The following is a 25852-nucleotide window of genomic DNA, read 5'->3' as shown; positions in this document are numbered from 1 at the left end:
ATCATGGACGGCTCGGGATTTGGGCGAAGACCTCGTCTTCGACGCCGGTGAGGGTCAGCGGCGTGGCAGCAGCCTCGTCGTACCATTCGGCGCCGGAAAGCCCATTGGCCCTGCTCTGTTGAGCCATCAGCTGCAGGATCTTCTCGGGATGCCGGTAGGCGAACATCGACGAGCCGTGCTTTTCGCCGGGGTGCCCGGGCCTGTCGCTCCGCTTGAGTTTGCGCTCGTCCATCATTGGCCCCACAAAGGTGAACCCGCTCTTTGAGCCGAGCAGTGCGTACCAGACGGGATGCCATGGTCCATAGACGGTGTGGCTCAGCGCATATCCGCAGTTTGTCCACTGCCGGACGCTGCGGGGAGAAATCTCCTGATAGGCCATCACTTCGCAGAATCGCGGCGACAGAAAATGTCCGATGATGATGCCGTGCTCACAAATTACGAGCCGATAGTCGGCGACAAGGTAGAAGATCCCGTATACAAACAGGGTGATCAGCAGAAGGTAGTTCAGATTCCCGATAGGGTTCCGGATTGCAAAGCCGACGATCAGGAGCCACAAGCCGAAGAACAACAGGTGCATCCACATCGGAAATGTCTGTCGAAAGGTCTTGATCGGGCGTCCGAGAACGTTCGGATATTTGCGGCACAGCCGACGTGTTCGTCCCACCAGTGAACCTTTCTGCAGATCCTAGCTCCGCTAAATCCGCCGACTTTTCCTACTGCGCGTCCCTGCGGGGTGCGCACACTACCGTGCCCACCGGCAGATTCAGGTTTACGCCAATTAGAGCACCGGCCGGGTTGAAGGCGCTTACGGGTTCCTCCTCCTGCGGCTCCGGACGAGAAGCCAGACGCCCAGCAGCGCAGGGATGCTGGCCACGGTGAACCAGGGCCACCAGAGAATTCCCGGCGTGTTCGACCGGACGAAGTCGACCGCTGCGCCATAGGGCTGCGTCCGGGCTGCGGTGACGAAGGCATCACCGACCGGCAGCACTCCGAATGCGAAGGCGCGGCCGTCGAGACCGCGGACGCCCCGCCAGGGCAGCGGCAGACCGAGGAGCTCGGCCTCCTGGTTGAGGCGGGTTGCCAGCGCGATGTCGCCATTGGCCTGCGCGGCCCCGAGCGTCACCGCGGAGGCCGAAAGCGAGACACCGGCGATCAGCGGACCCGAATCGACATCACCCGGCTTATCGCCATCGGAGGCCGGGTATTCACGTACGCCCATCAACACGAATTCACGCGTCACGAACTGTTGAGTGAAGCTCGCCCACTCTGCCTCGGCCAGGCCGGGGTCGATGTCGCGCAGGTAGGTATTGATGATCGCCTGCGAACTTCCGCGCGGTCCCGATACCGAACTGCCGTCGGTCGTAGTGAAGGCGTGGCCGATGAGCCCGGTTGCCGGATCGCGCCAGTCGTCGATCTGGGCGAGCAGCCTGTCGGTGGCTTCGTCCAGCCCGTCGATGGGAGTCAGCCGGTCGGCCTGATGCACCGCGGCCCAGGCCGCCACGAGGTCGCATGGCCAGGCCTGCCCGGGATAGGAGGTGAGCGGGGGCTCGCCCGGCGCGTCCAAGGCCTCGAGCAGTTGAGCGGCCTCATCGTGTACCTCGGCCAGTTGACCGTCATCACCGGTCACCGCCGCCTGCTGGACGAGCAACAGCAACCGCCAGCCGTGATAGAACGCGCCGTGCGGCACCCCTCGGTGGTCGTCACCGAACCGCTCGGCCACCTCGTCGCGGCCAGTCGCCGCGACCGCAGCAGTGACGACAGCCATATTCTGATCGACGTTCTCGCCATCAGCGGCGAGCCTGCCCGCGGACAGCCCGGTCAGCACCCAGGTGAAGAACTCACCCTCGGGAAAATAGGCCTGCATATCGGCGCCTGCGCCGTCGTCCAACTCGCGGGCGAGCGTGCGCACATGCGCCGCCTCTCGTCCGGGCGAATAGGGCGAACTGAGCCGTGCACTGAGCAGATGCCACCAACCCGAGACGCCGATCACCAACAAGATGACGGCTAAGACCGTCAGCCAGCGTTTCGTCGGAGAGCGAGATCCGCTCATAGTTTTCTGCATCACGATCCTTGACGATTGCGGCTCAGTAGAAGCCTGCACTAGTGAAGCTGTCTCAGTATGACTGCTGCAAGGTGCAAGAAGCCGTCGGCTTCGTCCCGGGCATTCGCTCGGCCTGCTAGCTCCTCGCGACCTTCCAGTTGGACGCCTGGGCCCTCGGCCTGATCACCAGGCGATCGATGTTCACGTATTCGGACAAGGTGGCGATCCAGCGCACGCATTCGGCGATGTCCTCGGCGACCAGCGGCTGGTCGACCCCGGCATAGACGGCGTCCGCCTTGGCCTGATCGCCCTCGAAACGTACCAGCGAGAACTCGTCGGTCCGCACCATGCCGGGGCTGATCTCGCACACCCTGACCGGACGCCCGGCCAGCTCCAGGCGCAAGGATCCCGCCATCGAGCGCTCGGCAGATTTCGCCCCGCAGTAGCCCGCGCCACCCTCGTAGGCCGTCTCGGCGGCGGTGGAGGTGATGAAGATGACCGCGCCGTGCGCCTGCTCGATGGCGCCCAACAGCGCTTGAGTGACGCGTAGCGAACCGGCGACGTTGATCTGGTACATCTGCTCCCAGTCGGCAACATCGGCCGTCTCGATGGGATCCTGCCCGAAGGCGCCTCCCGCATTGTTCAGCAGCACGTCGCAGCGCGGCCCGACGGCTTCGGCGAGAGCGTCGACCTGAGCCTGGTCGGTGACATCGCAGGCGATGGCCACGCCACCGATCTCGTCCGCGAGTTCGGTGAGACGATCAATGCGCCGCGCAGCGCAGAAGACTGTGAAGCCCTCACCGGCCAGAGCCCTGGCGCTCGCGGCCCCGATGCCGCTGGATGCGCCCGTAACGACAGCGATCTTCCGGTCATCTGTGGATGTAGTCATGTGGCCAATTCTGGCATCGGTGCCCAGGCGACGCGCTCGGACCCGGCTATCGCGAGGCCTTCCCACCGACGCGCTGGAGGCTACTTGGTGGCGCCCGGCAGCCAGACGGCGGACCATCCGATGATCGGCTCGTGCCAGTCGTCGGCAGGCGTGTTGATCGACATGGTGCCGACTCCGGTGGATGCGCCGTTGCTGTAGATCTGGCCGTCACCGGCATACATGGCGACGTGCCCGTAGGGGTTGCCGCTGGGCAGGCCGTCGTACCAGATGAGTGCGCCGACCGGGATGTCTTCCATATCGGTGTGCATCATGCCGGCCGCGGAGATGACTCCGGCGGCGTCCTGGGCGCTGGCGATGCCGGCGCTGGAGTAGCCGTAGAAGGCCGACACCAGGGCGAGGCACATGTTGCCGTAGTTCTGGTCGCCGACCATCGATTTGGCGGTCTCCATCGCCTGGGCGGGAGTGTTGGGGGCCAGCTGACCCGGAGCGGTCACTCCCTCGATCGCCGGTTTGGCGGTCAGCGACATCAGCGGTTCGCCGGCCGCGAACTCGTTGCTGAGTTCTGGACGCTCGGTATCGCGGCTGACCGAATCGACCCGGACGCTGACGGCCTGGTCGGCGTCGGCGTTGGCCGCGAAGAGGCCGCTCGTGGAGGGAACCGAGTCATTCGCGGAGACCGCCTGAACCGACATCCCGACGCCGGTGAAGGCGACTGCGGCGGCAAGCCCGACCACGCCCATGGCGCCCTTACGGCGGCGGACCTTACGGGCGACGAAGGCGTTGGACTCGGGTGCCGGAGTCGAGCCGACAGTGAGAATCGCGGTGGTGTCGAGAGACTCGGTGGGGATCTCGGCTTCGGGATCGGCGGGCAGCTCGGCGCGCATCGCCTGGGCGGCAGCGGCCACCGGGCCGGCGATAGCGGCCACCAGGACGGCGTTCCTGGCTGCGGTGGCCGGATCCATCGCCCGCTTGGCCCCACATCGCTCGGGGGTTGCGAAGACGTCGATCGTGACCTCATCGGCCGGTTCTACCAACGCCCTGCGAGCGGCACCGCCTGCGGTGTGCTGCGCATAAGGCATGGAACGGGTGGCCGTGTAAGCCAGCGAACGTGTCGGGGTGTACGTCTGGGAATGTGTCGCCAGATAGGACAGCGAATCATCATCGCCGACAATCTGGTCGCATGCGTCCAGTGGTAGTGCCCTAGCAGCCATTCTCTTCCTCAGCAACCCAACTTCGGGTTGTTTGCGCAACCCATCACGCTTGATTGATCCTTCGGTGAAACTGAGAGAACCCCTCGGTTTCTTAAAGAATCTTAAGAGTCCTTCTCAAGAACCGCAAACTGGGGTGGCCTTTTATTGCCAGCGCATCATCGCGCCTCGGTGATCGTCCTAGTCAAAGCGAGGTTAGGAAAAAATACTCAGGACGCCGACCGCCTCTCAGGTTGCCGTTCTCGCTGTCGTCCGGGCCACCTGACAGTGATCGGACTCCCTTGGCTAATCCTGAGAAACGGAGATCAGAAGCGCAGAGCGCAGATCGCCACATCGATTCGTGTCTGCTCTGGTTCACGGCGGGGGACGCGCCTTTAGAATGTGCCCATGACCTACAAGCTCATCCTGCTCCGCCACGGCGAGAGCGAATGGAACTCCCTCAACCTGTTCACCGGCTGGGTGGATGTCGATCTGTCAGAGAAGGGCGTCGCGGAGGCCAAGCACGGCGGCGAGTTGCTGGCCGAGCAGGCCCTGCTGCCCGACAAGCTGCACACCTCGTTGCTGCGCCGCGCGATCCACACCGCCTACCTCGCCCTCGACAACTGCGACCGGCACTGGATTCCGGTGGAACGCTCCTGGCGGCTCAACGAGCGCCATTACGGTGCGCTGCAGGGCCTGAACAAGGCCGACACCTTGGAAAAGTACGGCGAGACCCAGTTCATGCAGTGGCGCCGCAGCTACGACGTGCCGCCGCCAAACCTCGACGAGGATGCCGAATACTCGCAGTTCCATGATCTGCGCTATGCCGACATCCCCGAGGCCGAGCGTCCGCGCACCGAGTGCCTCAAGGATGTCGTGGCCCGCATGCTGCCGTACTGGGAGTCGTCCATCAAGCCCGACCTGGCCGAGGGCAAGACGGTGCTGGTGGCTGCGCACGGCAATTCGCTGCGGGCGCTGGTCAAGCACCTCGACCAGATCTCGGACGAAGACATCGCCGGGCTCAACATTCCGACCGGCATTCCGCTGTTCTATGAGCTGGACGACAACTTCGAGCCGGTCACCAGAGGCGGACGCTACCTCGACCCCGAGGCCGCTGAGGCGGGCCAGAAGGCCGTCGCGAGCCAGGGCAAGAAGTAGCTCAAAGCTGACGCCGGAGTGCAATGTGAGCGCGCCGGTCAGTGGTCACATTGATGCCAAATTGACTTGGCAGCGCTCGAAGAAACGGGGCTGGATTCATCTGCGAGGGTGGATCCGGCCCCGTTCTGTTCGTCCGGCTCCCTAATCGCTGACGATCGGTATCTCCGCTGTCCACCCTCCTGGCGATCTATTTTCGGTCAACGGCACGGGCAGTATGAGCGGCCTGCGGACGTCATCGAAGAGCATGTGCAGGCCGACCAGTAGATGGTGAAACAAAGCTAAAACAACAAAAAGCAACGACCGCATGACCAGAAAATGTTGACTTCGTGTTTGTTTGTGTTGCATCATGGTCGCGTGGACAGCAGAGTTCACAACGGACGCGTTGCAGCGTCCCTGCAACGACACGGAGGTCGACATGTCACTTCCTGACGCGAGAGTCAACAAGAACTTGGAAGGACCGGGCGCGAGAGCCCGGATTCAAAAATTCGGCGGGTTCCTCGCCGGCATGATCATGCCCAACATCGGGGCGTTCATCGCCTGGGGCCTGATCACCGCGCTGTTTATCGAGACCGGATGGATACCCAACGAGAAGTTGGCCACCCTGGTCGATCCCATGATCAAATACCTGCTGCCGCTGCTGATCGGCTATACCGGCGGCAAGACGGTGCACGGTACCCGCGGCGCGGTGATCGGCGCGGTCGCCACGATGGGCGTCGTGATCGGCTCGGACGTGCCGATGTTCCTTGGCGCGATGATCATGGGCCCACTGGCCGCCTGGCTGCTCAAGAAGCTTGACAATGCCCTTGAAGGCCACATTCCGTCGGGCTTCGAGATGTTGATCGACAATTTCTCGCTCGGCATTCTCGGCATGATCCTGGCCATTCTCGGCGGCCTGGGCATCGGTCCGGTCGTCGGAACCCTGATGGCCGTGCTGGCTTCGGGTGTCGGCTGGCTGGTCAACAATCATCTGTTGCCGCTGGCCTCGGTTATCGTCGAGCCCGCGAAGGTGCTCTTCCTCAACAACGCCATCAACCACGGCATTCTCACTCCGCTCGGCATCGAGCAGGCGAAGGCGGCCGGCAGCTCCATTCTCTTCATGGTGGAGTCGAACCCCGGCCCGGGCCTCGGCCTGCTGCTGGCGTTCTGGGTGGCCGGCACCAAGAAGGTCCGGCAGTCGGTTCCGGGTGCCGTCATCATTCACCTGTTCGGTGGCATCCACGAGATCTTCTTCCCGTATGTGCTGATGAAGCCCAAGACCATCCTGGCCACCATCGCCGGAGCCATGAGCGGATTGTTCGTCGGTGGCCTGCTCGGCGCCGGCCTGGTCGGCCCGGCATCTCCCGGTTCGATTCTCGCCTGGTTCATCATGACCCCGCGCGGCGGCTACCTTCCGATGATCGTCATGTTCCTGGTCGCCACAGCCGTCTCATTCGCGGTCGCCTATCTACTGATTCGCGGTGACAAGAAGAAGGACGAGGCGGCTGAGCTCGAGGCCGAAGGCCGGCAGGCGGACGCCGCCGGGCAGGCCGTCGCAGAAGCGGAAGCGGGCGGCAGTACTGCGTCCGTGCTGGGCAGTGATGTCAGCAAGGTCATCATCGCCTGCGACGCCGGCATGGGGTCCTCGGTGATGGTCGCCAGCCAGATGAAGAAGAAGCTGGCGCCCTACGGCATCGAAGTGGCTCACACCCCGGTCGATCAGATACCGGCGGACGCCCAGGTCGTGCTCACGCACGAAGGTTTGGCGGCGCGAGCCATCAAGACCGCACCGAATTCACTGGTCGTGCCGTTCAGCAACTACATGGGCGATCCGGCCTTCACCCGGGTCGAAGAGGCCATCCGCGACGGACGCAGGCTCACCGCCACCGGCATCAGCGGAGAACCCGTCGGCGCGGCCGTAGCCGCCGGAGCCGGACGGGGAACCGCCACTGCGGCAAGCCCGTCGTCCGCAGCAGCCGAAGACATTCCCGAGCATGTCGTCGATGTCGAGGTCACCGAAGAGCCCACCACCTCGCAGCCGGTCGCCCGCAAGCGCAAGACCTACACGCTGGCGGCCGGCGTCCTGCCCCGGGAGAACGTGCGGCTCGGATTGGCCTCGGTCTCCAAAGAAGAGGCGATCCGGCAGGCCGGTCAGGTGCTCGTCGACAATGGAGCGGCCGATCCGCAATACATTGAGGGCATGATCGACCGCGAATCCGAGATCTCCACCCTGCTGGGGGAGGGCATCGCGATTCCGCACGGCACCAACGCCGCCCGCGCGCACGTGAAGCACGCCGCGCTCGGCTTCCTGCAATTCCCCGATGGCATCGACTGGGACGGCAAGCCCGCCAACCTGGTGATTCCCATCGCGTCCAACAGCGACGAACATGTCGGCGTGCTGGCGGCCCTGGCCACCACGCTGGCGGATCCGGCCAAGGCCGAGCGGCTGCGCGCCGCAACCGATGTAGACGAGGTCATCGACCTGCTGACCCCAGAAAACGAGGAGTGAAATCATGAAGGCAGTGCGGTTCTACGCGCCGGGAGACGTGCGCATCGAGGACGTTCCGGAGCCGGTCTGTGGCCCCAAAGAGGTGAAGATCAAGGTCAAGAACTGTTCGACCTGCGGCACCGACGTGAAGATCCGCAACAACGGGCACGTCAACATCACCCGGGTCACCACGATGGGCCACGAGGTCGCCGGTGAGGTCGTCGAGGTCGGCGCCGAGGCACTGGGCGACTTCAAGGTGGGCGACCGCGTCCAGTCGATCGCCGCCGTGCCGTGCGGTGAATGCCACGAGTGCAAGAAGGGCTGGATGGAGGTCTGCGAGAACCAGACCTCGGTCGGCTATCAATACGATGGTGGCTTCGCCGATTACATGATCGTGCCGGAGCAGGTGCTGAAGGTCGACGGTCTCAACCACATTCCGGATGGAGTGGGCTATGACGAGGCCTCGGCTGCCGAACCCTTCGCCTGCGCGATCAACGCTCAGGAGCAGTTGGGCATCGAAGAAGGCGATTTCGTGGTGGTCTTCGGTGCCGGCCCGATCGGCTGCATCCACACCCGCATCGCCCGTGGCGTGCACAAGGCCGGAACCATCGTGATGGTCGACATCAACGGTGAGCGGCTCGAGATGTCGGCGGACGCCGTGCACCCCGACCACATCATCGACTCGTCCAAGGTCGATGTCGTCGAAGAGGTCATGAAGATGACCGGTGGCCGCGGCGCCGATGTGGTGATCACCGCCACCCCGGCGAACATCACTCAGGAGCAGGCGCTCGCGATGGCCGCCCGCAACGGCCGGATCTCGTTCTTCGGGGGGCTGCCCAAGAACAATCCGACGATCACCTGCGACTCGAACCTGGTGCACTACCGCCAGCTGCACATCCACGGCGCGAACGGTTCGGCACCCGCCCACAACAAGCGGGCCCTGCAGTACATCGCGTCCGGTCAGGTGCCGGTGAAGGACCTGATCACCCGGCATATCCCGCTGGAAGATGCGCTGCAGGCGTTCGACATCGTGGCCAAGGGCGAGGCGATCAAGGTCACCGTCGAGCCCTGAGCCCGATCGACGAAACCAAGGTGGCTGCCGAAATGGACGATGGCTTGTGTTACGCCGCAAGCCAAGATCCATTTCGGCAGCGGCCGGCTCGGCTGATTCTGCCCACGACGGAGGTTTTGATTGCCGGAAAGCGAGCCGCATCTTTTCCCGGCGAGCGTCGGCAATCAAACCACTCTCGCCAAATCTGGCGGCGGCGATGCATTCCGGAAACGGCAGATCCGATAGTTTGGCGCTGGACGAAGGGAGCCCCGAATGTACGCGCAAGAACGACAGCAAGAGATCGTCTCGCGTGCCCGCAATATCGGACGCGTCTCCGTCGCCGAACTCGCCGATCGCTTCGATGTCACTCCCGAGACGATCCGCCGGGATCTGGACGCGCTGTCGGCGCAAGGCCTGCTCAGCCGGGTGCACGGCGGGGCGGTGCCGGCCGGGAAGCTGCGGTTGGCCGAAGCGTCGCTGGGCACCAGGGCCGAGGCGGCGCCACGCGAGAAGCTGGCCATCGCAGCCAAGGCGGTCGAGTTGCTGCCCCACACGGAGTCGCTGACCGTCCTGCTGGACGCCGGCACCACGACCGGCCAGCTGTGTGAACTGCTTCCCGATCAGGTCTCCCTGGTGATCACCAACTCGGTGCCGTCGGCGGGCACGCTGTCGATGCGCCCGGGCTTGGACGTCACGCTGCTGGGCGGCCAGGTGCGCGGCATCACTCAGGCAACCGTCGGCGCCCAGACCGTCGAGGCATTGGAGAGCCTGCGGGTCGACGTGGCTTTCGTGGGGTCCAACGGGTTCTCCACCGATCACGGCTTCTCCACGCCTGATCCCAGTGAGGCGGCGATCAAACGGGCGATGGTGCAGGCCGCCAACGAGGTTTACGTGCTGGCCGATTCGTCCAAATGGGGCATCGACTACCTCGTCCGGTTCGCGGGTCTGGACGCGGTGACTGCGCTGGTCACCGATGCCGCGCTGCCCGGGGAGGCTGCCCAGGTGCTGCGAGCCGCGGGGCTGCGGGTGGAGGTTGCCGGATCGCAATCGCTGTCACCGGCACGGGCAGGATGACCGCGCGGTGCGCACAGCCGCTGCGCCAGGCCGGGTCGATTCCGGCGAATCGGATCGAGTGTTCGTCCGCGACGATGTGCCCGCTCTGTTGCTACTGCGGCATTCAACCGGCGTCAGGCACCTGATTGACGCATCGCCGTGCTTCGTTTTGCGGCATGATTATTCGACATCATTCATGAAAGGGTCCCGAAGATGACTGAACCGCAGCCCGCCCCGTTGGTCGTCACTTTCACCGCCAACCCCAGCCTGGACCGCACCATCGCGCTCGACGACGAGCTGTTGCGCGGTGAGGTGCAGCGCGCGGTATCCATCACCGAACAGGCCGCAGGCAAGGGCATCAACGTCGCCCGTGTGGTCGCCGCGTCCGGACGCCCGGTGCTGGCGGTGTGTGCCGGGCTGGACGAACAGTTCAGCATGCTGGCCGCCCGCGCCGCCGAGCCGCTGCCGATCAGGGGCATCCAGCTGGCGCCCGGCCAGCATGTGCGGGGCAACACGACGGTCACCGAACCGAGCGGCGTCACCACCAAACTGAACGGGCCGGGCCCCCGGCTGACCGCCCAGCAGGTGGCCGAGGCGTCCCTGCTGTTGATGGACGCCGCCGAGGGTGCCAACTGGGTGGCGCTGTCGGGCTCGCTGCCGCCCGGAGCGCCGGTGGATTGGTATGCGCGGCTGGTCGACGGGCTGCACGATACCGGCGCCAAGATCGCCGTCGACACCTCGGATGCCAGCCTCGACGCAGTGCTGGCCGGGCTGCCCAAGGGATCGTTCGACCTGATCAAACCGAATTCGGACGAACTGGCCCAGCTGACCGGGGGAGACGCGGCGGCATTCGAGCAGCAGGCCAAGACCGGCCAACTCGATGAGATCGTGGCGGCCGCGGCCGGCCTGCACGCCAGGGGCATCGCCAACGTGCTGGTGACGCTCGGCGGCTCGGGTGCGGTGCTGGTGAATGCCGAGGGCGCCTGGTACGCGTCCGCCCCGAAGATCACGGTGGCCAGCACCGTCGGCGCAGGCGATTCATCGGTGGCCGGGTTCATCCTGGCCGATGTCGCGGGCAAGTCAGCGTCCGAATGCCTGGCCAGCGCCATCGGCTACGGGTCGGCGGCTGCCTCGTTGCCCGGCACCACCCTGCCGCGTCCGGACGATCTGCCGGCCGGCGAGGTGGTCTGCACTCGGCTGCGGTGATCGTCCCGAGCGCCCCGACTGGTCGGGCCCGCCGGGACTCCGCGATATCGCTCGCCGTAATTCTTGGACGCTCGCCATCGTGCATATCGCCTACCCAAAGGGAGTTTGCTGCTGTTGCAACAGCAGCAAACTCCCTTATGGCGAGCGTTATGCAGCGCGGTGGGCGTTTGTGGAGCACATTCTGGCGGACGACGAGCGTTCACGACGGACGGCGAGCAGTTCGGTCTACGTGGACGGCCAGTTCTCGCCTTCGGGGAAGTCGCCGGTGATGATGTAGATGATGCGCCGGCCCATCGAGACGGCGTGGTCGGCGATGCGCTCGTAGTAACGCCCGAGCAGTGCGACATCGACCGCGCTCTCCACACCGTCGGTCCAGTCGTCGCCGAGGATGACCCGGAACTGCTCGCTGCGCAGATCGTCCATCACCTCGTCGTCTTCGGCGAGTTTCTTGGCCTCTTCGAGATCGCGCTCGGCAAGCACTCGGCCGGCGTTGCCCACCATCTCTTGGGCGACCCGCGACATCTGCTTGAAGTTCTCCCGCAGCGGCTCGGGCACCGCGTGCTCGGGATAGCGCAGCCGGGCGATCTTGGCGACGTGCGCCGCGAGGTCGCCCATCCGGCCCAGCGCCGCGTCCATCTGAATCACCGCGACCAGGGTGCGCAATTCGCCGGCGACCGGGGCCTGGCGAGCCAAAATGGTGAAGGCACGCATCTCGAGTTCATCGTGCATGGCATCAATCCGGGAGTCGCCGCTGATCACCCGCTCGGCCAACTGCAGGTCGGCCTCCAGAAGCGCCCGGGTGGCGTCCCGAACGGCAATCTGTACCGAATCGGAAATCACGACCAGTTCGTTCACGACGCTCTCAAGGTCGCTTTGATAGATCTTGCGCACTGGATACCTCTCTTCTCATGCCCGATTCCGGGTCAAGCCTGAACAGTTCAATCGGGCTCCGGCGCTCTCACTTGCTCACTCGCGTGACTCTAGTCGAGTCCGGTGGGCCGAGCGGCGCGAGGCGCGGGCTTGATGGTGGCCCGCTCTGCACCAAGGATGCCTCATCGACTTGGCGCGTTGGTGAACTCCGGATGAACATTGCGTCGTTGCGTCGCCGGCCGCACTCCCGAAATGACATTTCACGCGCAAGAAATAGCAGGTCCGCTAGCAGATATGGATCGTCCGGTCGGCCGAACACGGCACTGGACATCTCTGGCATGATCGAAGACGTGGAGGTTGTACTGGCTGTCGTGCTGGGCCTGGCCATCGGCTTGGCCGCGATGCCGGTGCTGCGTTGGCTGCGGGTACTTTCGCGCGCCACCCAAGCCGACCTTGCGGAACGAACACCGGAAGTCAGCGGCCAGTTGGAGGCGACCATCGGCTTGTTGCGATCGGCAGCACTGGTGGTCGGGCCCTACGACGAGGTACTGATGTCGAACCCCCGCGCGCGCACTCTCGGTCTGGTGCGCGGCTCCCGCATCGTCCCAGAAGAACTGCTCGACCTGGTCCGGCAGGCACGGCGATCGGGTCAGGGCATGGGGTCCGCGCTCAAGGGACGCCGCGAGCTCGGCATGCCGGTGGTCGAGCTGGCGGTGCGCATCGTGGCGCTCGGCGACGGCCTGGTTCTGGCGATTGCGGACGACCGGTCGGCGCAGGTGCGCACCGACGAGATCAAACGCGACTTCGTCGGCAACGTGAGCCACGAGTTGAAGACCCCGGTCGGGGCGATCAGGGTGCTGGCCGAGGCGCTTGAGGGGGCCTACGACGACCCCGAGGCCGTGCGGCGTTTTTCTGCCCGGCTGATTACCGAGACCGACCGGTTGAGCGAGCTCATTGCGCAGATCATCGAGCTGTCGAGGCTGCAATCGGACGATCCGATGCTGCAGCCATCGGTGGTATCGGTGGACGATGTCGCCAGGGCCGCCGTCGACCAGTGCCGGGAGCAGGCGCTGGCCCGGTCGGTGCAGCTGAACGCAGCCATCGCGCCCGGCCTGACGGTGTTGGGCGATGAACATCAGCTGACCACCGCCGTGGTGAACCTGATTCAAAATGCGATCAATTATTCGGATCTGGGTGCGCGGGTGTCTGTCACCACCAGGCGACCTGTGGACGACGACGATGATTTCGTCGAGATCGCGGTCTCTGATAACGGCATCGGCATAGCCCCGGACGAACAAGACCGGATCTTCGAGCGGTTCTACCGCGTGGACTACGCGCGCGGCCGGGCCGAGGGCGGCACCGGGCTGGGCCTGGCCATCGTGAAACACACCGCGGGGGCGCATGGTGGTTCGGTGAACGTGTGGAGCAAGCCGGGCCAGGGGTCGACCTTCACTCTCCGGCTGCCCGCCTACCAAGATGAGAGGTAACCAGTGACCCGCATTCTGATCGTGGACGACGAGGCGTCCTATCGCGATGCCGTCGGCTACATGCTGCAACGCGAGGGATTCGAGGTCGCGGAGGCAGCCGATGGCGAAGCCGGCCTGGCCGAATACGACCGAGGCGGCGCAGATCTGGTGCTGCTCGACCTGATGATGCCGGGCATGGGCGGCATCGAAGCCTGCCGGCAACTCCGGGTGCGGGGCAATGTGCCGGTGATCATGGTGACAGCCCGCGATTCCGAGATCGACAAGGTGGTCGGCCTGGAACTGGGGGCCGACGACTACGTCACCAAACCGTTCAGCCATCGCGAGTTGGTGGCCCGCATCCGGGCGGTGCTGCGCCGCGGTTACGACACTGAGCCGTTCTCCGAGGTGCTCGAGGTGAGCGGCGTGCGGATGGACGTCGAACGCCACGAGGTGACCACGGGCGGCGGGCAGGTGCGGCTGGCGCTCAAGGAGTTCGAGTTGCTCGAACTGCTGATGCGCAATGCCGGGCGGGTGATGACCCGCGGGCAGCTGATCGACCGAGTCTGGGGCGCCGACTATGTGGGCGACACCAAAACCCTGGACGTGCATGTCAAACGTATCCGCGCCAAGATCGAGGACGATCCCGCCCATCCGGTGAAACTGCAGACGGTACGGGGGCTGGGCTACAAGTTTGCGGGCTAAACCTCGCTGAAACTGATCTGGCTGCCCGGCTCGGGAATTACGGGCGTGGGCCCGGATGCCTTGATGGCTCCGGGCAGGAGCGACTGATCGGGTTGGTCGATGTAGATCACCACGTGACCAAGTTCGGTGAGATTGTCACTGGCCCGGCCACCGACCTCGTCCAGCACGTAGGTCTGGCCGGCGAAGCTGAACTGGTCACCAGCCCGCAGCGGACGCGAAAGACCGGTGGCACGATCGTGCACGACACTGACATCGGCGAGCGCCTCAGGTACCGGCTCACCGAACAGGATCAACACACCCGAGCGGACGATCTCGACGGCGTCGATGCCCACTCGGGTGATAGTGGAACTCCAAAGTGGTGTGGACATACATCTCTCCTGTCGGTCATGTGTCGGTCCGAACCCGGTGCCACTGAGTGAGGAGTGTATCCGCACAACATGCCGTTCGCACCGCTCGAACCAATCCCCGCTACTCCGCTCGCTATCGACGGTGTCGTCGGCGGACGGCCGGGTTGAGTTGAGGCCGCGGCCCGCGCGGTGGCCGCGTGCGTTAGTTGTTTACGCGTTCTTTTTGTGCTCGGCGATCGCGGTGAACATCTCGGTGAGCACCTGGCGCCAGTCAGGATTCTGCACGATTCCGCTGGTACCGCCCGAGGAGTCCGCGCCCTGGGCGAGAGCGTTCGCGACATCTTGGCCGTCGGTGACGCCCGCGGCCTGGATGACCAGAATCTCCGGGTTCACCTCTTTGACGATCTTGGTGGTGCGCGCCACGTAGTCGCCCGCGTCCATCTTGCCGGTGCCGATATTGGCGGTCGGCTCGCAGATCATCATGGCGGGACCCATGGTGGCGATCGCGCGGCACTGGGCGTCCGAATCGGCGCAGACGACGGTGGCCAGCCCGACCTCGCGGGCCCGCCGCATGGTTGCGTCCAGCACGTCGAGAGTGAGCTGATGCTCGGCGTGGTTCAGCACGACCGCCTTGGCGCCGGCCTCCACCAGCGATTCGGGCAGGATGAACCCCATGCCACGGCCCTTGACGATCGGATCCATGTGCTGGGCGGTGATCGTCAGGTTCTTGGTGTGCTCGCTGACCATCCGCAGGTCGACATGCTGGGCGGTGAACAGCACGTCGATACCGAACTCGCCGGCCAGCTCGTCGGTGAGGGTGGCCAGTTTGAGGGTATCGGCGCTGCCCAGATAAGCCTTGGGGTTACAGATCAAGAAGGGCGGTTCCAATACTCGGGTGGTCATGGCATCCTCCATGGACGATAGGCACAGCTCGTTGTGACGGCTCGATTCTTTCACCGGCCAGCAGACGCGGCAACCTGGCGCCGGCCGGACCGGCTCAATTGGTCTCGAACATCGGATCGGAATCGAGCAGGTCGATGAGTTCGCGGGCGCCTGCCACCACGGTGAATCCCTGCTCAGGAGGGGCTGTCACGATCCACGAGTGATCATCGGGCCAGATCAGATCGGGACAGCGGCGAAAGGCAACCGGTCCGGTGTCGCGGAACCACTGGACCACCGGCTCCAACCGGCCGCGGAACAATAGATAGCGACGCGCCGATAGCTCCAATCGACTATGCAATTGAGTGTCGATCCAGGACGCCGTATCGGCTCGGCGCCGGTCTCGGAAAGCGGTGATCTGCGATCCGAATTGCGCCGCAGCATTGACCGCTCTCGCGAGCCCGCTTGTGGGACGGAGATAGCCGTCGGCTGTGATACCGCCACCAAAGATGCCTGAGTGCCCTTCCCATAAGCCGTAGCTCACCTCCTGTTGTAGATGGGGCGGGGTGACGCATCTCAGCAACGCGATGAGCTCGGCCAGTGCCGTGGTCGACAGATCGTCACCGTCGTGCACGATCTTCCGGTAGGCGTCGAAGCCATCCGGCACGCTGCTGTCCAGCCAATCGGCGAACCGGAGATCATCGGTGCGGGAGGGAATCATGCCTCAAGCCTATGGGTCGCGCATCGCTGTGCCTCACAGCGAGAACCGGCTGTACTGTGCCAGACTTCTGCTTATGGCATCCCCGGTAGTAGCTGTGGTGGTCGGCGCCGGACTGGGCTTGCGGTACGGAGGCAGAACCCCCAAACCCGCCCTCAAGGTGACCGGCCGAACTCTGATGGTCATGTCGATCGAAGCGATGGCGGCCGGTGGCTGCACTCACGCGGTGATCGTGCTCAACGAGCAGGTGGCCAGGCAACTCGGCCCCGAGTTGGCCGCGCTACCGATCCCGGTCACCCAGGTGCTGGGTGGGGCGTCCCGGCAGGAGTCCGTCTATAACGGGCTCAAGGCGGTGCGCGACGATGCCAAGCTGGCGGGGGCCGAAGTCGTGCTGGTGCACGACGCGGTGCGTCCGATGGTGCCGGCCAAGGTCGTCGCCTCGGTCATCGAGGCCGTCCGTTCTGGAGCGGAGGCGGTTGCCCCTGCGATCCAGGTGGCCGACTCGATGCGCCTGGTGGACGCCGAGGGCGCCTCGGCGATCATCGACCGCTCTCAGCTGCGGGCGATTCAGACCCCGCAGGGTTTTCCGCTGAAACTTATCCTCGCCGCCCACGAGAAGATGGCTGCCTCCGGCGCAGCGTTCACCGACGACGTGTCGTGTGCCGAGCAGGCAGGCCACCGAGTCACGCTGGTCGAGGGCTCCCGGCTCTCGATGAAGGTCACCGAGCCTACCGACCTGACCATCGCGCAGGCGCTGTGGGACGTACGAGACACCCTGGGACATCACTCCGGACGCCGGATCCGCCGGCACTTCGGCTCATGATCCGCACCGGTATCGGCACCGACACCCACCGGTTTGCCGAAGGCGTGCCGATGTGGGTGGCCGGGCTCCATTTCCCGGACGAAAGCGTCGGCCTGGCGGGGCATTCCGACGGTGACGTGGTCTGTCATGCCATCTGCGACGCCCTGTTATCGGCCTGCAAGCTGGGTGACATGGGTTCCAATTTCGGCACCAGCGAGCCCGAGTGGGCCGGGGCGTCCGGCGTGGCGTTTCTCGCCGAGACCAAGCGCCGGGCCGAGGCGGCGGGCTGGCAGATCGTCAATGTATCGGTGCAGCTGATCGGCAACCGTCCCAGGATGGCCGCCCGCCGCGCCGAGGCGGAGGAGTTGCTGACCCAAACCCTGGACGCGGATGCCAGTCTGAGCGCCACCACCACCGATGGCCTCGGGTTCACCGGCAGGGGCGAGGGGCTGGCCGCTATCGCGTCCGTGTTGGTCGAGCGAACTATTTGACCTCTGCGTCCCCGACAGTGAAGGTGTTGCACGAACTCAGCAGCGAATTCTGGTAGCCGGCCATGAACCAGGCCTGCCGGGTGTCGCCGTGCCCGTGATTGCCATCATAGTTCGGGTCGCCGGTGAGCACATCGTCGCCGATCGAGTAGAACAACTCCGAGAGCTCCTGAGCGCTGGTGTCATCGACGCCGACCGAATAGCCGACCGACTGAATGAACTCGCCGGCGAAGCAATCAGCCTGCACCTCGAGGCGGCGCGAGAAATTGTTGGCAGTGGCTTCGTCAGAGTTCTGCTCCCAGGCGACCTCGGAGATCAGGATTCCGGTGCGGGCCTGAATCGCGTGCCCGAATTCGTGCGCGATGACCGACTCGACGACGTAGTTCACACCCTGCAAGTCGGCCGGAACGATCTCGGGTAAGTCGGCGGCGTAGTAGACCTGCTGATCGGCGGCGCAGTAGGCGGCATTTTGCATCGGCATCTCGCCGCACTTGGTGTTCACCGACGTCGTGTAGATGGTGACGCTCGGACGCACGGCCTGGTAGCCGGCCTGCTCCAAGGTGGGGCCGAAGACGCGCATCAGGCAGCCGGTGAACTCGTTCAAGTGATTTTCGAGTTCGGCCTGTGAGGCGTTCATCAGATCGATCGGGGTCGCCTCGCACCGCACCGGAACCGCGACACCCTGGTCATAGATGGAGTTGGTGGTGAGCCATTCCTGAGCCTCGCTGTAGGTCTCGGGCATCGGGATCTCCGGGGGACTCGTGTCGACCTCGGGAACCTGATAATCCTCGTTCTGGTATTCGGCCGGCGGGTTCTGAACCGGATCATCGGTCTGGCTGAACACGCTGAAGGCGACCATCGCGAGCACGAACCCGCCGATCACGAAGAGCACCAGCTTGAGAACCGACGAGCCCCGTTTGCGGGGTGCCGGTCCGCCCGGCACGCCCATGTTGTAGCCGAAATTCGCCGGCGGACGCTGCTGTGTGGCTTGCCAACCGGCATTGTTCGGCGTCCATGCGGGACCTGCCGGAGGTGCCCAGCCTGCTTGCGGACGCGGCGCGCCCCACTGCTGGCCGGGAGACCATTGCTGCGGCCGATTGCTCGGCGGGCTCCACTGCGGAGCGGGCGCCCACTGCTGCGCCGGCTGGCGCGGTGCGCCCCACTGATTAGAAGGGCCAAAGCCGGTGTTCGGCCGGTTGCCTTGGTTTTGCTGCCCCCATTGACTCACGGGCATAACCCTAGGCCATCGCGGGCCTACGGCAGCCTGTGATCAGCGAACGGGCATGCCACGCCCATCCATTGGGCAGAACCGGTGCTGGCTGGGCCACTCGTGCGGTACCTTGGACCCGATATGCCGCGACACATTGCCCCGCGGTGGGTCGCCAACTGATCGTCCAGAAAGGCATGCCAGGTGAGCACTCGTTCCAAATCGAGCAGACCGCGGTCGGCACAGTTCACGGCCCTCGCCGCCGGAATCACGTTATTGCTCAGCGTATTGGGGTTCGCCTCGCCCGCCAGAGCCGACGACATGGCCGAAAGCTACGTCGTCTCCGGCGAGGTGCAGGCCGACGGCACGTTGTCGATCACCGAGACGATCACCTTCGACGGCGCCGGCCCCAGCGACCTCGAACAGCGGCTGGCTACCTCTCGCCCGCAACTGAACTACACCCAGCTCGACTACGAGATCGCCGACGTCACCGTGACCGCCGGCGGTAGTGATCTCGAGCCCACGATCAGCAACGACGGCGACTACCTGGTGATCGGCGTCGACGCGTCCAAGGCGGGCAGCGAGCCGGTGGTGATCAGCTACACCGTGATCGGTGCGGCCATGGCACTGCCCCAGGTGAGCGGTCAGGACGATCTGACCGAGGTCTCCTGGCGGGTCTTGCAGGGGTTGAATGTCGGCGTCCAGAAGGTCAGCGGCGAGATCGCGCTTCCCTCGGGCACTCACACCTACGACATCGACTGCGAGGCGGGCCCGCCGTCGGCGACCGCGACCTGCACCACCTATGCGTCCGGCACCTTCGATGCGCTCAATCCGCAGTTCACCGACGGCCCCCGCGGTGCGGGCGAGGTCGTCGTGCTGACCTTCTCCGTTCCGACCGCGGCCGTCGCCGCCAACCAGACCCTCACCGAGCATTGGACGCTGGACCGTGCCTTCACCGTGCACGGCGCGCCGCTGATCTGGGCCGTGGCCGCCTTGATCGTCGGATTGGGCGCATTGTTCTTGCTGCACCGCTCCAGGGGCGCCGATCTCAAGGGTGGCGGTCCTGTTCCGGTCGGCAGGTTCGAGCCGATCGCCGCCGGCGAGGAACGCTTCGAACTCGTCGAGAACGTTCGCCCCGGTGAGGTCGGGACACTCGTGGACGAGCGGGTTGATCCGGTCGACATCACCGCCACCATCATCGATCTCGCGGTACGCGGACACATGACGATCGTTCAGCTGCCGCACGAGAACGCGAACACCAACATCGACTGGACTTTCGAGCGCCGCGAATCCACCGGCGAACTGCAGCCCTACGAGCGCGTCATTCTCGATCGCGTGGCCCCGGCAGATGGCACGTCGGTGACCGTCTCGAAGATCAGCGGTACGGTCCGTGAGTCGGTGGGTGAGGTACAGGACGCCATCTATGACGAGGTCGTCAACGAGGGCTGGTTCGCCGCCCGCCCCGATTCGGTTCGCAACACCTGGGGACGCATCGGCTGGATCTCGGTCGGGCTTTCGGTGATCGCGTTGGTGCTGCTCGCGGCCTTCACCGACCTCGGCCTGCTCGGCCTGGTGCTGGTCGGGCTGGCCGTCGGCCTGCTCTGGGTCAGCCAGCAGATGCCGCGCCGCACGGCAAAGGGTGCGTCCATCCTCAGCGGGCTGCAGGTATTGGCGATGACGCTGGCCACCCAGCCGACCGATCGGCTGCCGAAAGAGAACACCTACGACGAGATTTCCCGTGTGCTGCCCTATGCGGTGGTGCTCGGCGGTCTCGACCGTTGGCTGGACGCGCTGGTCGCTGCGGACGACGACCCGGGCGTTCCCGATCCGGAAGACCTGTCCTGGTATCACGCCCCGGGCAGCTGGCAGCTGTCGGACTTCCCGTTCTCGATCGAATCGTTCATCACCACGATGCAGGGGACGCTGTACACCCGTCACTGAGCCTGCGTGTGCAAAACCTTCCATGATTGTGAGCGAGGGTGGGCTGGGACTGGTTTCGCAGGGTATTTGCGGTGAGTTGCGGAAGGTTTCGCACGGTCTGGTCCAGTCGAGTGAGTGTTTTGGAGTCATGTCACGCGCATTGTGACCACTATCTGGGGCCTCTTTGTGGGGCCGACGCGAGTAGCGTGTGCAAAACCTTCCATGATTGTGAGCGAGGGAGGGGTAGGACTGGTTTCGCAGGGTATTTGTGGCGAGTTGCGGAAGGTTTCGCACGGTTCGGCGTGTGCGAGGGAGAGGCTTGTCAGTTCGTGGGACTGGTGCCCAGGGTCATCATCGCTTCGTGGGCGTCTCCTTGCTCATCGGTCCAGGTGACCTCGACCGTTTCGTCGGGGTCGTGGGATTCCAGCACCTTGAGCAGGCCGCTGGCCGTGTTCACCGGCTCACCGGCGAAGGTGTCGATGGTCGATCCGGGCGTGATACCGACGATCTCGGCCGGAGAGCCGGGCTCGACCGTCGAGACGACCGGTATGTTGTGGGAGCCCAGACCGATGCCGAGCCAGGCCCCCGGACCGACCCTGGTCTGCTCACTTTGGCGTCCGGCGGCGATGTCGTCGGTGATGCCGGTGGCGGTGTCGATCGGAATCGAATAGGTGGTCATCTCATTCGAAACCGGATCCTGCCCGGCACTGGTGACACCCACCACCTCTGTCCGGTCGTTGAAGGTCGGGCCGCCCGAGTAGCCGGGAATGGCGCCGGCAGACGATTCGATCATGCCGGTCGCGTCCTCCCAGCCGTAGCCGCCGAATGCCGACTCCAGCGAGACGGTCGCATCAAGCGCCGTCACCCCACCGCCGGTGGCGAGCAGCACCCCGCCGCCATCGCCGTTGCCGACGGCAACCACCGGATCACCGGGGACGACCGGTTCACCGGAGATGGTGGCCGTCGCCAGCCCGGCCGCGCCCTCGAGCTGGATGAGAGCGACGTCGGCCCAGACGTTGCGTCCGAGCACGTCGGCGGTGAAATTGGTGCCGGTGTCGGCGATCTGGGCCTGCACGCCGGTGGTGTCGGCAACGACGTGATAGTTGGTGAGCACCAGGCCGGATTCGTCGAGCACGATGCCGGTGCCCGACGCGACGCCGTCGTCCAACTGTCCCTCGATGAACACGACGCCCACACTCATCTGTGCGGTGACGGCGGTCGAATAGGTCGGGATGTGCCGCGATTCGTCTTTGGTGATCGGCGGTCTGGGGTGAAACCCATTGCGAAGGGCAACCTCTGCCGGTGCGGCCAACTGCCAGCTGACCAGCGCGAATGCGGCCAACAGGACGACCATGACGGTGGCCCACAGCGCGACCTGGCGTCTCTTGGCCGGCGGCTGGGGCCGTGCCGGTGCCTGCTGGGGGAGCGAGCCCCACGGCGCCGCAGCCGGCATGCCCCAGGGTTGGCCGGTCGGTGGCGGCCAGGCAGGTTCACCGGCGTAGGAGCCGTGGGCGTGGCCGGCGCCCGGATACCGTGGCTGCGACACGGGCACCCCCTGCAAACACTTGGATGGACGGCGGCCCGCCCGCGTCCTGACTTATCTGATGCACAGTTTATTGCTATGTCCGCATTTGTCGGCAGGTGAACAAGGCGTGGCCCATTCCCGCGCTCGAAATCTGCTCCCGCGCCCGATATATCGGGCGCGTCTTCGTATTTCGGGCGCGGCTCGGTGATGCCTGCTGCCCGAGGGCGTCACCGGCGGGCACGCAGCTGGGCCGAGACACGGATGGCCGGCCACCCGCGAGGGGTGACCGGCCACCGTCAGCCAGAACACTTCGACGAATCATCGCCAAGTGTCGCGCTGACTCTTCGAGATGCCTTCAGAGCCCATGGGCTCCGCCCATCGGCGGACTCGGGGCTCGATGATCAGCAGGTCAGGCGAACTTCACCTGGCGTCCGATCGTGCCCACCAGAGACTGGCGGTAGCTCGGGTCGGCGAGCTTGCTCAGATCCTGCTCGGCGTCGGCGATGCGTCCGTTCAGGTCGAGACGCTGCACGACCAGCTCGTTCTCCGGCGCGGCGGAGAACTCGCGGATCGCGTCGAGGCCGGTCTGCTCGTGATTGACGTCGAGCACCTGCTTGGCGTCCAGACGAGCCGCGTACCAGTCGCTGGCCAGCACCGACTCACGGGTGAACTGCTCACGGAACTCGGGGCTGTCGAGCGTCCACCCTTCGGTGGTGGTGCCGTTCGCCATGATCTCCAGCAGGCCACGCAGCGGAGGAACCGCCAGATCGATACCGCCGTCGGCGAAGTAAGCCTGGGCGACTCGCTGATGGGTCTTGACGATGACACCCATCGACTCGGCGAAGGTCGCCAGGTCCTGGGTCTCCGGACGCAGCATCTCGTCGGTGAAGACCACATCCGGGTGCAAGAAGACGCGTCCGAAATAGGTGGTCGCGAACCGCTCGTTCATCCGGTAGCCCAGCCGGGAGGCCAAGACCTGCGTGCCCTCGAACTCGAAGTCTTCGAGGCGCTCGAGGTAGCCGTCGGCGATCAGATTGCACGCGCGGCGCTCGTCGGGCCACATCCGGCTGAACAACTCGGGCACCAGCATCGAGATGTCGTGGTCGACCCTGATCTTCGGACCGATATAGCCGGCCGAACTCAGCCAGCCGTCGTAACCGGTCAGCGCGTAGGCCAGGAAGTTATTGTTCAGGTCGACGATCGGGGGCAGCGCGTTGAACGGGCCCTTGGTGAGCGCACCCTCCGAGCCGGCGCCGGTGGTCGAGGGAGACTTGCCGGTCATCGAGGAGATGAACTCCATGAACAACTCGGGGAGCTCCATATAGTGCAGCGGGTTGTAGACCGACAGCGGCGGCACCCCCGGCTCCTTCGGATTGTTGCGCCTGCCGGCAGCCGAGATGTCGACCGACAGCGGAGCAAACGCGTCGCTGGGCAGCTTGCGCACCAGCTTGGACGCCAGGTCTGCCGATGCGGTCGCCTTCGGATTCGCGACATCGGGCCGGGTCTGCAGGTAGCGCGGGTTCTTGGACCGCTTTCCGTTCACGATGCGCGACTGGTCGGAGGCGATCCAGAACCTCGGCGAAGCGTCCTGCGGCATCTCGGCGACCTTGCGGATCAGATCCTGCATCGGCTTGGTGTATTCGCTGAACGCCTGGGCGTCGGTCATCAACTCGCGAGCATCGTCATGGGTAAGCGGCTCGAAGTTCGAGATGAAGGTGCCTTCCTTGGCGAAGTCACGCTCGGCCTGCTTGTCGTAGCCGCGGTGCACCGCGTCGTCCGGACGCTGGAAGAGCAGCTGCTCGCAGTTCATCACGAACTTGCGGGACAGCCCCTCCTGGTTGCCGAAACCGGCCGGTGCCTTCTCGAACGGCGAGCACACGGTGGAGGCGGTGATGTCGTCCTCGGTCTGCACCTTGATGGCCGGGCTGAAGTCCGGACGCAGGCTGAACAACCGCCAGGAGCCGTCGGGCTGGAAGCCGACGCGCAGCTGGTTGACGATGACCTTCTCGCCATCGAGGCGCACCATATTGCCCTCGCGCCCGTTCATGATGCCGACGCTGAAGTGGCTACGCCAATCGGTGCCCCACTCGGGCTTGTAGTAGCGCTTGACGGTGAACAGCAGCTCCTTGATGTGCGCCGGAATCGAGCGCAGGAAGTCGTTGTACTCGGCGGTGTATTCGCTGCGCGGGGTCAGCAATTTGATGACCGAGCCCAGGGAGCGCTCGTCCGAGAGGATTTCGCGATGGTCTTTGCCGTTGCGCTCGGCATCGAGGAAACGATCGGAGAAGTCGGAGTCCAGCAGCTTTTGGACCTCTTCGATGTCATGGTCGAACTCGGCGGTGTAGGCATTGCCGAAGACGAACGCGTCGGCCAGCGACTTGCTGATCTCCGACTTGCCGCCGCCCGACACGGTGGCCGGCTTGTGGCAATCGGTGGAGATCGGGGAGATGCCGATCAGATGCCACTGGGTCTCGTCCATCTCGCGGTGCTTGGCGTACACCCGGTAGCCGTTCGGGGTGATGTAGACCTTGCCGGTGAGCAGCTTGATGGTCTGCTGCCCGCCGGACGCATCAGTCCAACTGATCGTCTGATGACGCATCGAGTAGTCGGCGCCGCCCGGAACCAGCACGATGTGCGGCTGAGTCAGGTCGATGGCATGTCCCTCGGGCTGCAACTCGAAACGCTGCGGGTCGCGGGCCAGCACGTCTTCGAGGGTGTAGTCGGCCGGGGTGTAGTCGTCGTGGAACTCCGGGCCCAGGTTGTAGGCGGGGTAGACGCGGGCACCCCCCGAATGCTCCTCTTCGGCGCAACCGAGCAGGTTGGCCGAATACGAAAGCTGCGTCTTGACTTCCTTCTTGCAGTAGCCGAAGTAGTTGTCGGCGATCACGGTGACGATCACGCCACGCTCGTCGCGGGCGCAGCACTTGAAGGCCTGGCCGTTGTTGTAGAGCTCGTCCTCGTCCTTCCAGCACTGGCCGTCGCGGCGCTCGCGCTCGGTGGCGTCGTCCCAATGCGGCATGCCGAGGCTCTTCTTGGTGACCTTGGTCAGGTGTGGGGCCAAGATGACGCAGCCGGTATGGCCCGACCAGGTGGCCGGGTCGAGAGCGGCGTCGTTTTGCGGCAGCATCGGGTCGCCGGCGTTGCCGAAGATTCCTTCGACGAAGTCGAGGTTGCAGACCAGGCCGCCCGGCACGATGAAGCGGGTCTCCATGGTGCGCGCGCCGCCGCAGCCGGGAACCGCCGGCACCACCAGCGGGCGAAGCAGCAGCGACACGAAGCAGGCCGCCGGATTATCCTGATTCGCCGTGTAGGGCAGCACCATGTCTTCGTGCGGCGGCTTCATGGCCAGGCTCAGGAGCTTGGCGAAAACATCGCGGCGCACGGCGATCTTGTCGTCCGGAATGGGCAGGCCGCCCTGTACGACGTGGAAGACGCCGGCGGTGGTGCGGCGGTCGTTGGCCGGGTTGTGCAGCACGCCATTGGTCAGCCGATAGCTCGACAGCAGCGGGGAGTGGAACTCGTCGCCGTCGACGGGCAGGCTCAGACCGCGGGCCAATCCGGCCTGGTCGAGGACGAGGGTTTGCTTGGGCAGCTGGGGCTTGGGCTCGACATCGGAGAGGTAATCGTCGAGGAAGTCTTGAATTCGCTGATCGACCGGACACAGCCGGTCGGCCAGCCGGCGGGACAATTCGCGTTGCCGGGCCAACAGCGGCTCGACGAGCTCGATCCCGCCATCTCCGGCTTCTGCGCGGGGCAACTCCAGTAGAGCCAGCCTGAGATTGATGGCAGAGTTCAAATTATCGGCAGACATAAGGTCATCTTCCCAGATTGATTGCAGTGTGTGAATATTCGTCGGGAACAACGGCATTCTGAAGCGGG

The 25852-nt window shown here is 65.0% G+C and carries 21 protein-coding genes; 10 read left to right on the top strand and 11 right to left on the bottom strand.

Features of this window, described 5'->3' with window-relative positions; genetic code table 11:
• Position 1 precedes the first annotated feature (1 nt).
• From QQ658_RS12390 to QQ658_RS12375, 4 genes are all read right to left on the bottom strand, one after another.
• The gene (locus tag QQ658_RS12390) at positions 2–664 is read right to left on the bottom strand and encodes a hypothetical protein (protein ID WP_286025145.1); all 663 of its coding nucleotides are present in this window, start codon (positions 662–664) and stop codon (positions 2–4) included.
• 141 nt (positions 665–805) lie between these two features.
• Complete coding sequence (locus tag QQ658_RS12385) at positions 806–2065, bottom strand: hypothetical protein (RefSeq protein ID WP_286025144.1); 1260 nt, start codon at positions 2063–2065, stop codon at positions 806–808.
• 112 nt (positions 2066–2177) lie between these two features.
• Positions 2178–2930, bottom strand: a complete 753-nt coding sequence (locus tag QQ658_RS12380) for an SDR family oxidoreductase (protein WP_286025143.1) — start codon at positions 2928–2930, stop codon at positions 2178–2180.
• 80 nt (positions 2931–3010) lie between these two features.
• Positions 3011–4141 (bottom strand): NlpC/P60 family protein, encoded by a 1131-nt coding sequence (locus tag QQ658_RS12375; RefSeq protein ID WP_286025142.1) that lies wholly within the window; start codon positions 4139–4141, stop codon positions 3011–3013.
• A gap of 384 nt (positions 4142–4525) precedes the next feature.
• Between QQ658_RS12375 and QQ658_RS12370 the strand changes: the two genes are divergently transcribed.
• From QQ658_RS12370 to QQ658_RS12350, 5 genes are all read left to right on the top strand, one after another.
• Complete coding sequence (locus QQ658_RS12370) at positions 4526–5275, top strand: phosphoglyceromutase (protein ID WP_286025141.1); 750 nt, start codon at positions 4526–4528, stop codon at positions 5273–5275.
• Between the two features lie 415 nt (positions 5276–5690).
• Positions 5691–7760 carry a PTS mannitol transporter subunit IICBA gene (locus QQ658_RS12365; protein ID WP_286025140.1) on the top strand — a complete coding sequence of 690 codons (2070 nt, stop codon included), beginning with the start codon at positions 5691–5693 and terminating at the stop codon, positions 7758–7760.
• Positions 7761–7764: 4 nt separating this feature from the next.
• Positions 7765–8811 carry a zinc-dependent dehydrogenase gene (locus tag QQ658_RS12360; protein ID WP_286025139.1) on the top strand — a complete coding sequence of 349 codons (1047 nt, stop codon included), beginning with the start codon at positions 7765–7767 and terminating at the stop codon, positions 8809–8811.
• Between the two features lie 252 nt (positions 8812–9063).
• Positions 9064–9864 (top strand): DeoR/GlpR family DNA-binding transcription regulator, encoded by an 801-nt coding sequence (locus QQ658_RS12355; RefSeq protein ID WP_286025138.1) that lies wholly within the window; start codon positions 9064–9066, stop codon positions 9862–9864.
• 192 nt (positions 9865–10056) lie between these two features.
• The gene (locus QQ658_RS12350; RefSeq protein ID WP_286025137.1) at positions 10057–11049 is read left to right on the top strand and encodes a 1-phosphofructokinase family hexose kinase; all 993 of its coding nucleotides are present in this window, start codon (positions 10057–10059) and stop codon (positions 11047–11049) included.
• A gap of 225 nt (positions 11050–11274) precedes the next feature.
• Here the strand turns inward: QQ658_RS12350 and phoU are convergent, their stop codons facing one another.
• Positions 11275–11940 (bottom strand): phosphate signaling complex protein PhoU, encoded by a 666-nt coding sequence (gene phoU, locus QQ658_RS12345; RefSeq protein ID WP_286025136.1) that lies wholly within the window; start codon positions 11938–11940, stop codon positions 11275–11277.
• Positions 11941–12260: 320 nt separating this feature from the next.
• Here phoU and QQ658_RS12340 point away from each other — a divergent pair, with 320 nt between their 5' ends.
• Both QQ658_RS12340 and QQ658_RS12335 read left to right on the top strand, forming a co-directional pair.
• On the top strand, positions 12261–13406 hold the full coding sequence (locus tag QQ658_RS12340) for a sensor histidine kinase (RefSeq protein ID WP_502928964.1): 1146 nt from the start codon (positions 12261–12263) through the stop codon (positions 13404–13406).
• Positions 13407–13409: 3 nt separating this feature from the next.
• Complete coding sequence (locus tag QQ658_RS12335) at positions 13410–14087, top strand: response regulator (RefSeq protein WP_286025134.1); 678 nt, start codon at positions 13410–13412, stop codon at positions 14085–14087.
• Here QQ658_RS12335 and QQ658_RS12330 read toward each other — a convergent pair.
• From QQ658_RS12330 to QQ658_RS12320, 3 genes are all read right to left on the bottom strand, one after another.
• Entirely contained in the window at positions 14084–14455 is a 372-nt protein-coding gene (locus QQ658_RS12330) for a PTS glucitol/sorbitol transporter subunit IIA (protein WP_286025133.1), read from the bottom strand. The two genes, QQ658_RS12335 and QQ658_RS12330, sit on opposite strands and share 4 nt — an antisense overlap.
• A gap of 189 nt (positions 14456–14644) precedes the next feature.
• On the bottom strand, positions 14645–15337 hold the full coding sequence (locus tag QQ658_RS12325) for a triose-phosphate isomerase (RefSeq protein WP_286025132.1): 693 nt from the start codon (positions 15335–15337) through the stop codon (positions 14645–14647).
• A 94-nt stretch (positions 15338–15431) separates the two neighbouring features.
• Positions 15432–16034: a hypothetical protein gene (locus tag QQ658_RS12320; RefSeq protein ID WP_286025131.1), complete on the bottom strand. Its 603-nt coding sequence runs from the start codon at positions 16032–16034 to the stop codon at positions 15432–15434.
• A 73-nt stretch (positions 16035–16107) separates the two neighbouring features.
• Between QQ658_RS12320 and ispD the strand changes: the two genes are divergently transcribed.
• Both ispD and ispF read left to right on the top strand, forming a co-directional pair.
• The gene (gene ispD / locus QQ658_RS12315) at positions 16108–16854 is read left to right on the top strand and encodes a 2-C-methyl-D-erythritol 4-phosphate cytidylyltransferase (RefSeq protein WP_286025130.1); all 747 of its coding nucleotides are present in this window, start codon (positions 16108–16110) and stop codon (positions 16852–16854) included.
• Positions 16851–17324 (top strand): 2-C-methyl-D-erythritol 2,4-cyclodiphosphate synthase, encoded by a 474-nt coding sequence (gene ispF / locus QQ658_RS12310; RefSeq protein ID WP_286025129.1) that lies wholly within the window; start codon positions 16851–16853, stop codon positions 17322–17324. The genes ispD and ispF overlap by 4 nt, the downstream gene beginning before the upstream one ends.
• Here ispF and QQ658_RS12305 read toward each other — a convergent pair.
• Positions 17317–18549, bottom strand: coding sequence for a neutral zinc metallopeptidase (locus tag QQ658_RS12305; RefSeq protein WP_286025128.1), 1233 nt, complete (start codon positions 18547–18549; stop codon positions 17317–17319). The two genes, ispF and QQ658_RS12305, sit on opposite strands and share 8 nt — an antisense overlap.
• Before the next feature lie 183 nt (positions 18550–18732).
• Between QQ658_RS12305 and QQ658_RS12300 the strand changes: the two genes are divergently transcribed.
• On the top strand, positions 18733–20469 hold the full coding sequence (locus QQ658_RS12300; RefSeq protein WP_286025127.1) for a DUF2207 domain-containing protein: 1737 nt from the start codon (positions 18733–18735) through the stop codon (positions 20467–20469).
• Positions 20470–20770: 301 nt separating this feature from the next.
• Here the strand turns inward: QQ658_RS12300 and QQ658_RS12295 are convergent, their stop codons facing one another.
• Positions 20771–21994: a S1C family serine protease gene (locus tag QQ658_RS12295; protein WP_286025126.1), complete on the bottom strand. Its 1224-nt coding sequence runs from the start codon at positions 21992–21994 to the stop codon at positions 20771–20773.
• Between the two features lie 388 nt (positions 21995–22382).
• Positions 22383–25784: a PPi-type phosphoenolpyruvate carboxykinase family protein gene (locus QQ658_RS12290; protein ID WP_286025125.1), complete on the bottom strand. Its 3402-nt coding sequence runs from the start codon at positions 25782–25784 to the stop codon at positions 22383–22385.
• Between the last annotated feature and the right edge of the window lie 68 nt (positions 25785–25852).

It is taken from the genome of Propionimicrobium sp. PCR01-08-3 (assembly GCF_030286045.1).
Lineage (GTDB): Bacteria > Actinomycetota > Actinomycetes > Propionibacteriales > Propionibacteriaceae > Brooklawnia.
Note: the sequence above shows the minus strand (reverse complement) of the source record. Positions and strands in the feature narration are given on the sequence as shown.

What these genes read in the sequence shown, in the direction of transcription:
- QQ658_RS12380 (WP_286025143.1), bottom strand. Translation starts at nt 2,930, where the DNA reads ATGACTACATCCACAGATGACCGGAAGATCGCTGTCGTTACGGGCGCA.
- QQ658_RS12375 (WP_286025142.1), bottom strand. Translation starts at nt 4,141, where the DNA reads ATGGCTGCTAGGGCACTACCACTGGACGCATGCGACCAGATTGTCGGC.
- QQ658_RS12370 (WP_286025141.1), top strand. Translation starts at nt 4,526, where the DNA reads ATGACCTACAAGCTCATCCTGCTCCGCCACGGCGAGAGCGAATGGAAC.
- QQ658_RS12365 (WP_286025140.1), top strand. Translation starts at nt 5,691, where the DNA reads ATGTCACTTCCTGACGCGAGAGTCAACAAGAACTTGGAAGGACCGGGC.
- QQ658_RS12360 (WP_286025139.1), top strand. Translation starts at nt 7,765, where the DNA reads ATGAAGGCAGTGCGGTTCTACGCGCCGGGAGACGTGCGCATCGAGGAC.
- QQ658_RS12355 (WP_286025138.1), top strand. Translation starts at nt 9,064, where the DNA reads ATGTACGCGCAAGAACGACAGCAAGAGATCGTCTCGCGTGCCCGCAAT.
- QQ658_RS12350 (WP_286025137.1), top strand. Translation starts at nt 10,057, where the DNA reads ATGACTGAACCGCAGCCCGCCCCGTTGGTCGTCACTTTCACCGCCAAC.
- QQ658_RS12330 (WP_286025133.1), bottom strand. Translation starts at nt 14,455, where the DNA reads ATGTCCACACCACTTTGGAGTTCCACTATCACCCGAGTGGGCATCGAC.
- QQ658_RS12325 (WP_286025132.1), bottom strand. Translation starts at nt 15,337, where the DNA reads ATGACCACCCGAGTATTGGAACCGCCCTTCTTGATCTGTAACCCCAAG.
- QQ658_RS12320 (WP_286025131.1), bottom strand. Translation starts at nt 16,034, where the DNA reads ATGATTCCCTCCCGCACCGATGATCTCCGGTTCGCCGATTGGCTGGAC.
- ispD (WP_286025130.1), top strand. Translation starts at nt 16,108, where the DNA reads ATGGCATCCCCGGTAGTAGCTGTGGTGGTCGGCGCCGGACTGGGCTTG.
- ispF (WP_286025129.1), top strand. Translation starts at nt 16,851, where the DNA reads ATGATCCGCACCGGTATCGGCACCGACACCCACCGGTTTGCCGAAGGC.
- QQ658_RS12290 (WP_286025125.1), bottom strand. Translation starts at nt 25,784, where the DNA reads ATGTCTGCCGATAATTTGAACTCTGCCATCAATCTCAGGCTGGCTCTA.